The 7,208-nt window shown below is 60.9% G+C and carries 5 protein-coding genes and 1 pseudogene; 4 read left to right on the top strand and 2 right to left on the bottom strand.

Translation table 11 applies throughout. From position 1 onward, the window contains the following. Positions 1 to 412 (top strand): VC0807 family protein (locus BN871_RS28275; RefSeq protein WP_048745231.1); only part of this gene is annotated, 412 nt, incomplete at its 5' end. Between the two features lie 83 nt (positions 413 to 495). Here the strand turns inward: BN871_RS28275 and BN871_RS07630 are convergent. Together BN871_RS07630 and BN871_RS07625 are read right to left on the bottom strand one after the other, a co-directional pair. Beyond that, on the bottom strand, positions 496 to 1,116 hold the full coding sequence (locus BN871_RS07630; protein ID WP_048745230.1) for a DedA family protein: 621 nt from the start codon (positions 1,114 to 1,116) through the stop codon (positions 496 to 498). Between the two features lie 394 nt (positions 1,117 to 1,510). Then, complete coding sequence (locus BN871_RS07625; protein ID WP_048745242.1) at positions 1,511 to 2,971, bottom strand: catalase; 1,461 nt, start codon at positions 2,969 to 2,971, stop codon at positions 1,511 to 1,513. A 224-nt stretch (positions 2,972 to 3,195) separates the two neighbouring features. Between BN871_RS07625 and BN871_RS07620 the strand changes: the two are divergent. From BN871_RS07620 to BN871_RS07610, 3 genes and pseudogenes are all read left to right on the top strand, one after another. Continuing rightward, a pseudogene (locus BN871_RS07620) lies at positions 3,196 to 4,504 on the top strand (MFS transporter). Continuing rightward, positions 4,479 to 5,393, top strand: a complete 915-nt coding sequence (locus BN871_RS07615; RefSeq protein WP_021879026.1) for a polysaccharide deacetylase family protein — start codon at positions 4,479 to 4,481, stop codon at positions 5,391 to 5,393. The pseudogene BN871_RS07620 and the gene BN871_RS07615 overlap by 26 nt, the downstream one beginning before the upstream one ends. Before the next feature lie 167 nt (positions 5,394 to 5,560). Next, positions 5,561 to 7,156, top strand: coding sequence for an HD domain-containing phosphohydrolase (locus BN871_RS07610; RefSeq protein WP_083436308.1), 1,596 nt, complete (start codon positions 5,561 to 5,563; stop codon positions 7,154 to 7,156). The last annotated feature ends 52 nt before the right edge of the window (positions 7,157 to 7,208 follow it).

The raw sequence follows: 7,208 nt of genomic DNA, 5'->3' as shown, positions 1-7,208 counted from the left end.
GCTGGCCGGAGGCGGCGAGCGGGCCGTGCTGCTGCGCGAGTCGCTGGTCACGGGAGCTGCCGGAGCCGCTTTCCTGCTGTCTCTGGCAGGACGGCGTCCGCTCGTCTACCGGCTGGCGGCGAGGTTCGTGCCGGCGGAGGATGCCGCAGCGATGGAGCAGAGATGGGAGCTTGCGGAATACCGCCGGGCCTCGCGGGTGTCGACCGTGTTCTGGGGAGGGCTGCTGCTGTCGGAAAGCCTGCTGAGGACAGGGCTGGTTTTCGTTCTGAGCGTCGAGACTTTTTTGGCCGTATCCGGCCTGCTCCTATATGGCGGGCTTGGACTTGGAGCCTTATGGAGTATGGCATACCGCCGGCGTACGCTGAGACGAATCGGCGCGGAGAGAGCCGGGCTGAAGGCTTCGGAAGCATGATGGAGTTAGCAGGACGAGGACTTGACGGCAAAAAAGCAGGAGGGGGCGAGGCCCCTCCTGCTTTTTTTGGCGATGCAGCGTCGTCAGCGGCGGCTCCTGCTCCTGCTCCGGCTGCGGTAGAACAAATAGACGGCTGCGGCGGCGCCTGCGGCGAGCAGTCCATAAACGACGTTGGAGAAGACGTCCATGAACCCGACGACCGATTCCCAGGAAGCTCCGACGGATGCGCCGACGCTTACAAGCACGATATTCCAGATGAGCGAGCCGATCGTCGTATACAGCAGGAACAGGGGCAGATTCATGCCCGACATGCCGGCCGGAATCGAGATCAGGCTGCGCACGAGCGGCACGAGCCGGCAGAGCAGCACCGCCCATGGGCCATAGCGGTCGAACCAGCGGTCGGCCTTGCGCACATCCTCCGGCTTGAGGCGCAGCCAGCGGCCGTACCGTTCGACGATCCGCTCCAGCCGCTCGGCATGGAGCCAGGCGCCGATTCCGTATAGGATCAGCGCTCCGGAGACGGAGCCGATCGTGGCGGCGATGACCACCCCTGTCACGGTGAGGCTGGTCTGTGTCGTCATGAATCCTCCGAACGTAAGAATGACCTCGGAGGGAATCGGAGGGAACAGGTTCTCGAGGGCGATCAGCAGCGCGACGCCGGCGTAGCCGAACTTGTCCATGACCTCCGTAATCCAGGCTTCCAAAAAAGCGCACTTCCTTTCGGGAGTCCCGCCTCGGGCGGCGGACATTGGTTTCCCCTTATACGCTTGATGCCGCCGCTTGGATTCAGAAGATGCTTCCATGGCGGCCGCTCGTCTCAGCCCCGCTCGATCGATGAACAACATCGAATGTTGCTGGAGGATGCTTCAAGCTGTCGCAAGCAAGCCGGTTCCATGCTGCATGAGGCTCAAATGTCGGGCTTCCATTCTGCACTCCAGAAGAACGGATTCCTCTTGTTCATCGAAAAAAAGGGCAGCCGCCAGTCCTGTTCAAGACTGGCGGCTGCCCTTTATACCGTTCCGAGGTGTTGGGGAAATAGGCTATCTATGTCCAAGGCGCTGTCTCCCGCCGGGTGGCGGAGGGAGACAGGAGGCCGAATCAGCCCAGATGCTGGAGATAAGGAGTGAGATCGACGCCCAGCTCCGCGGACAGCCGCTTGCCGAGCTCGGCATCGGCGCGGAAGAAGTTGCAGATCGCGCGCAGCTGTGTGGACGCCTCGACGGAGGCGAGATCGGCGGACAGGTTGCGGACAAGCGCATCCTGCTCGGCCGGGGAGTAGCGGCGGAACACTTGGCCGGCCTGGCCGAAGTCGTTGGTCTTGGCGATGCGCTGGCGTCCTGCGGCAGCTCCGGCTTCGAGAGGAGCGGCAGCTTCGGCATAGGCCGGATCCGGCTGAGGCGCGTCGAGGTGGCGGCTCGGCTCATAATTGACGGAGCCGCTGAACTTGCCGTGCTGCATGGCGCCGTCACGCTGGTTGTTGCTCACCTGGGCGAACGGGCAGTTGACCGGCAGCTGCAAGTAGTTCGGTCCGATCCGGTAACGCTGCGTATCGGAGTAGGAGAAGAGGCGTCCTTGGAGCAGTTTGTCCTCGGACGGCTCGATGCCCGGGACGACGACGCCGGGATTGAAGCCGACCTGCTCCGTTTCGGCAAAGACGTTGTCGGGATTGCGGTTCAGCTCCATCGTGCCGACATGCACGTAAGGGATATCCTCCTCGAACCAATCCTTGGTCGGATCGAGCGGATCGAAGTCGAAGGAATCGAGATCGGCCGGATCGAGGATCTGGACGAACAGATCCCATTCCGGGAAGTCGCCGCGGTTAATGGCGTCGATAAGGTCGCGCGTGGCGTGGTTGAAGTCGCGGCCCTGAATCTCCGACGCCTGCTCGGCGCTGAGGCTGCGCACGCCTTGCTTCGGCACCCACCGCAGCTTGGTGTACACGCGGTTGCCATGCTCGTTCACCCATTTGAACGCATGGACGCTGGAGCCGCGCATCTCGCGGTAGTTCGCGGGAATGCCTTCGTCGGAGAACAAATGCACCAGCATGTTGGTGGACTCGGGAGTCAGCGACATGAAATCCCAGTAGCGGTCGGCTGTCTGCAGGTTCGTGCTTGGATCCGGCTTCAGGGAGTGGACCATGTCCGGGAACTTCATCGCGTCGCGGATGAAGAAGACCGGCAGGTTGTTGCCGACAAAATCGTAGTTCCCCTCCGTCGTATAGAACTTGACGGCGAAGCCGCGAGGATCGCGCAGCGTCTCGGGGGAATGCTGGCCGTGGATGACGGTGGAGAAGCGGACGAAGACCGGCGTCTCGGTTCCGGCATCCTGCAGGAACGCCGCCTTGGTCCAGCGCTTCATGCTGGCCGCCGTGCGGAATACGCCATGCGCGCCTGCGCCGCGGGCATGGACGACGCGCTCAGGCACGCGTTCCCGGTCGAAATGGGCCAGCTTCTCCAGCAGCTGGTAATCCTCCAGCAGCGTCGGGCCGTTCTGTCCGGCAGTTCTGGAATTCTGGTTGTCTCCGATCGGGACACCCTGGTTCGTCGTAAGTCTGTTCATCGCAAGCTCCCCTTCCTTCGGCTCGAATTTTTCGGCATAAGCGCCCATGTATGAGTTCATTCTGTTGCCATAAACTTTATACGTTTCTAATTTGATAGTCAATACTTTTTTATAATGATTATAATAAACTTATGGAAGGATTTTTCTGGAAGACCGTGAAGTAATATAGAGCATCGGGAGCCGCTGCGGAGCTGCCGCAATTCCATCAGCCGGGAGTGTGAATCATGTCGTCCAAACGCGTGAATTCCACCTTTATGTACGCGCTAGGAATGTTCGCCATCATGGTGCCCAGCCAGGCTTTCACGTCGTTCTACAGTTATTACTACGTGGAGAAGCTGGGGCTCGGCATCGGTCTTGCGACGCTGGCCCGATCGGTCTATCTCGTATGGGATGCGGTCAACCAGCCGCTTCTCGGCTACTGGTCCGACCGGACCCGGTCTCCCCGAGGCCGGCGCAAGCCCTGGCTCTATGGAGGACTCCCCGCATTCGCCATCCTGTTCGTGCTGATGTTCTCCGTCCCGCCCGGGCTGTCCGGAGCCTCGGCTGCCGGAGAGCTGTTCTGGTGGTTTCTGATCGTGCTGATTTTGTTCGAGAGCGCTTCATCCGTCCTTTGGGTCAATTACGGCTCCCTCCTTCCCGAGCTGTTCGCCGGAGCCGCGCTCCGGGCCAAAGCCTCCGCCGTCCAGCAGAGCTTCCAGATGCTGGCCATCCTGATCGGCACGGCGGCCACGCCGCTGCTGTTCAAAGCGGTCGGCTTCAGCGGCATGTCTGTCGCATACGCCGCTCTCTTCCTTCTATGCATGCTCGTCTTTCTGAAGCATCTGCAGGAGAGCCCCCGCAGCCCGCGTCCCGTCTCCGCTGCCGCTGCGGCAAGCTTTCCGCGAAACGCTGCGCAACCGCAACTTCTGGATTTTCCATCTGGCGAATTCGTTCGCCCAAACGGTGAACGGGCTGCTCAGCTCCATGATTCCGTTTTATGCCAAGTATGCCCTGCATATTCCGGAGAGCCAGGTTTCCATTCTGCTTGCCTCCGTATTCGTTTCCGTCATTCCGCTGGTCGCGGTCTGGTATCTCATTGCCCGGCGTCTCGGCGGCTTGCGCAGCTGGCGGCTGTCGCTTGCCGTGTACGGAGTCACGGCGATTCCGCTCTGGTTCGCGGGAAGCCTGGGGACGGGGATCGCGGCGGGAATCTCGATCGGCTTCGGTCTGGCCGGATTTCTGGTGACTCCGGCGGTGCTGAACGGGCATATCATCGATCAGGATGCGGAGCGCACCGGGCGGCGGCGGGAGGGGGTCTATACCGCAGTCGGAGGGTTCATCAACCGTTCCAGCGGGCTCATATCCGCTGTGGCTTTCTGGATTGTAGGCCGCATGTTCGGCTATGTCAGCGGCCATGACCCGGGACCGGATCCGGAGCAGGCCTTCCGCTGGCTGATCAGTCTCGTGCCGCTCGGCCTCATGGCCGTATCGCTGGCGATATCATTGCTGTACCGGGAGGAGAAGCGGCATGGGGAGCAAAAAGCTGATTCTTAACTGCGACGACTTCGGCCAAAGCCGGGCCGCCAACGAAGCGATCATTTGCCTGCTGGAGGAGAAGCTTGTCTCTTCGGCCACAATCATGGCGCCTGCCCCTGCATTTTCCGAGGCGGCGGCATGGTGCAGGCGGACCGGCGCCGTCAATATCGGGGCCCATCTGACCTTCACGAGCGAATTTCCCGGGTACAGATGGGGCAGCCTCACCGGAGGCAGGTCTCTGCAGGACGCGGAAGGGTACTTGCATCTCACCGTGGAGGCGTTCGAACGCCGCGTCGATGCGCGCGAGCTTCGCACGGAGATGAGGGCGCAGTTCGATGCGATCCGGGAGGCGGGCATCCCGGTCTCCCATGCGGACAATCACATGGGCAGTCTGTTCGGCCTCGCTACGGGCAGAAGCTTTCTCCCGATGGCGCTGCGGGAATGCTCGCGGAGAAGGCTGCCGTACCGGTTGTTCCGCCGGATCTGGGAGCGGGATCAGTTCCTGGCTTCGATACCGGGAGCCCAAGGAATATTGGATAAGGTCCTCGTGCTGGCGGATGCCTTGAATGTTCCCGTTCCCGACTATCTGGTCAGCCATTCCTATCATGCGGAGCCCGGAGAGACGTACGATTCCTTCAAGGAGATGATGATTCGCAAGCTGTACGCCCTGCCGGAAGGCATTGTCGAGACGTATATCCATCCCGCCGTGCCCGATCCGGCGATGGCCGCCATCATACCTTCCTGGGAAAAACGGGAGTGGGAATTCCTGCTTCCGCAGGATGCCGACTTCCGTTATGCGATCCGGGATGCCGGCATCGAGCTGACGACTTATGCGGAAGTCGACCGGGTGCAGCGTCAGCCGAGGCTGCGCTCCTGGTGCCGTCTTTGGCGCTTATTAGGAAAATAAGCAAGAAAAGGCTATTATTCGACAAACAATCATTAATTTCGCCAAAATCTAACAAAATACAACTCTACGGGCGATAATAAGGAGAGCAATAGGTCCGGCACTGAGGCTGGGACCCTCTTCGCTCATGTAAGGTGCTCCGAGGCAAGGCGCACGGAATCGAGGTCTTCATGTTGTCCAGCAGCTACCGTCATTTTCAACGGAATCTTATCCGCAATTATTGGGCTGGCTCTCTCCTGGCCGTTTTGGGTGTAGGAGGAGCTGTCATATGGATTACGCTCGGCGTCGAGGGCGAGCAGCTGGCCGTTGTGACCGCCGTGCTGCTCGTATCCTTGCTGATCATGGGATCGTTGGAGGGACTTGTGTTCCGCAGCCATCTGAAGCCGATCCGCAAGCTGTTCATGGCGGATCAGTTCAGTGAAACGGAGATCCGCGCAGCTTATCTGAGAGCCCACCGCCTGCCGATGCTCGCCGTGTTGCGAATCATAGGGCCGCATTTGTTCGGCTTCATAGTACCCGCTCTCATCTTGGCCTCCATCAGCGTGGAATTCGGCTGGCTTACCCTCAAGCCCTACTTCCTGAGCATTGCCGCGATCGCTTCGTTTCTCGTCGCCTGCCTGCATGCGCTCGTGGAATTTTTCCTGACGGTCCAAGCGGTAAGGCCGGTGCTTGTGCAAATCCGCGACTGTGCCGTCAAGGCGGGAATCAGCGGCCTGTCGCTTGAAGGCAAGGTGCTGGTGCCGATCCAGCAGAAATTCCAACTGAGCGTATTCGTCATCGGAACGCTGCCCGTCATCCTGTTCCTGCTCTCCACGCAGATCCGCCAGACTGTCCACGGCAGCGGCCATCACAATCAGGATTGGGGCTGGTCGGGATTCGTCCTGATCGTCAGCCTGGGCTTCGCTTCCTTTGCCGCCTGGCTGCTCGGTCGCAACATCAAGCAGCCGATCGAGGAGCTGTACGGGACGATGCAGCAGGTCCGCCGAGGCGATCTGGGCGCTACCGTTCCGGATCTGTACTCGGATGAATTCTCCCGGCTCGTCGACGGGTTCAACGATATGATCCGCAGCCTGGAGGAGCGCGCCAAGATGAACGAGCAGCTGCTGCAGAGCTACTTCTCGACGCTTGCCGCCGCGCTCGATGCCCGTGATACCTATACGGCGGGCCATTCCGACCGGGTGGCGGGGTACGCGCTCATGATCGGACGCTCCGCCGGCCTGAATGCATGGACGCTAGATGCGCTGCACAAGACCGCTCTCCTGCATGATATCGGCAAGATCGGGGTCCGGGACAGCGTGCTGCTCAAGGAAGGCCGCCTGACCGACGAGGAGTTCGACCAGATCAAGCTCCATACCGTTATGGGCGAGAACATCCTGAGGCAGATCGAGCCTGCCGAGGCGATGGCCGCCTTCCTGCCCGGCGTCCGATCCCATCATGAACGCTATGACGGCCAAGGGTACCCGGACGGCCTGAGCGGGATGGATATTCCGATGATGGGCAGAATCATCGCCGTGGCCGACGCCTTCGATGCGATGACTTCCGACCGTCCTTACAGGCGCGGGATGCCGATCGACCGTGCGCTCCGGATTCTGGAGGAAGGCAGCGGCACCCAGTGGGACCCGGAGTATGCCAAGCTGTTCATCGATGCGATGGGCGGAGTGGGTCAATCCGGCACGTCCGATTCGGATTCTTCCGCTCGCGCAGGCGGGCTTTTGCCCGGCGGGAAAATGGAAGAACGGGGACTGGGGAAGCGGAAGAGCTCCTGACGGAGCAAGGTTTTCGGCAATCGGCCGGGCGGGCAGCCCGGTTTTTTTGCAT

Source organism: Paenibacillus sp. P22, from assembly GCF_000469945.2.
Classification (GTDB): domain Bacteria; phylum Bacillota; class Bacilli; order Paenibacillales; family Paenibacillaceae; genus Paenibacillus_O; species Paenibacillus_O humicus.
This window is presented reverse-complemented; position numbering and strand designations above follow the sequence as displayed.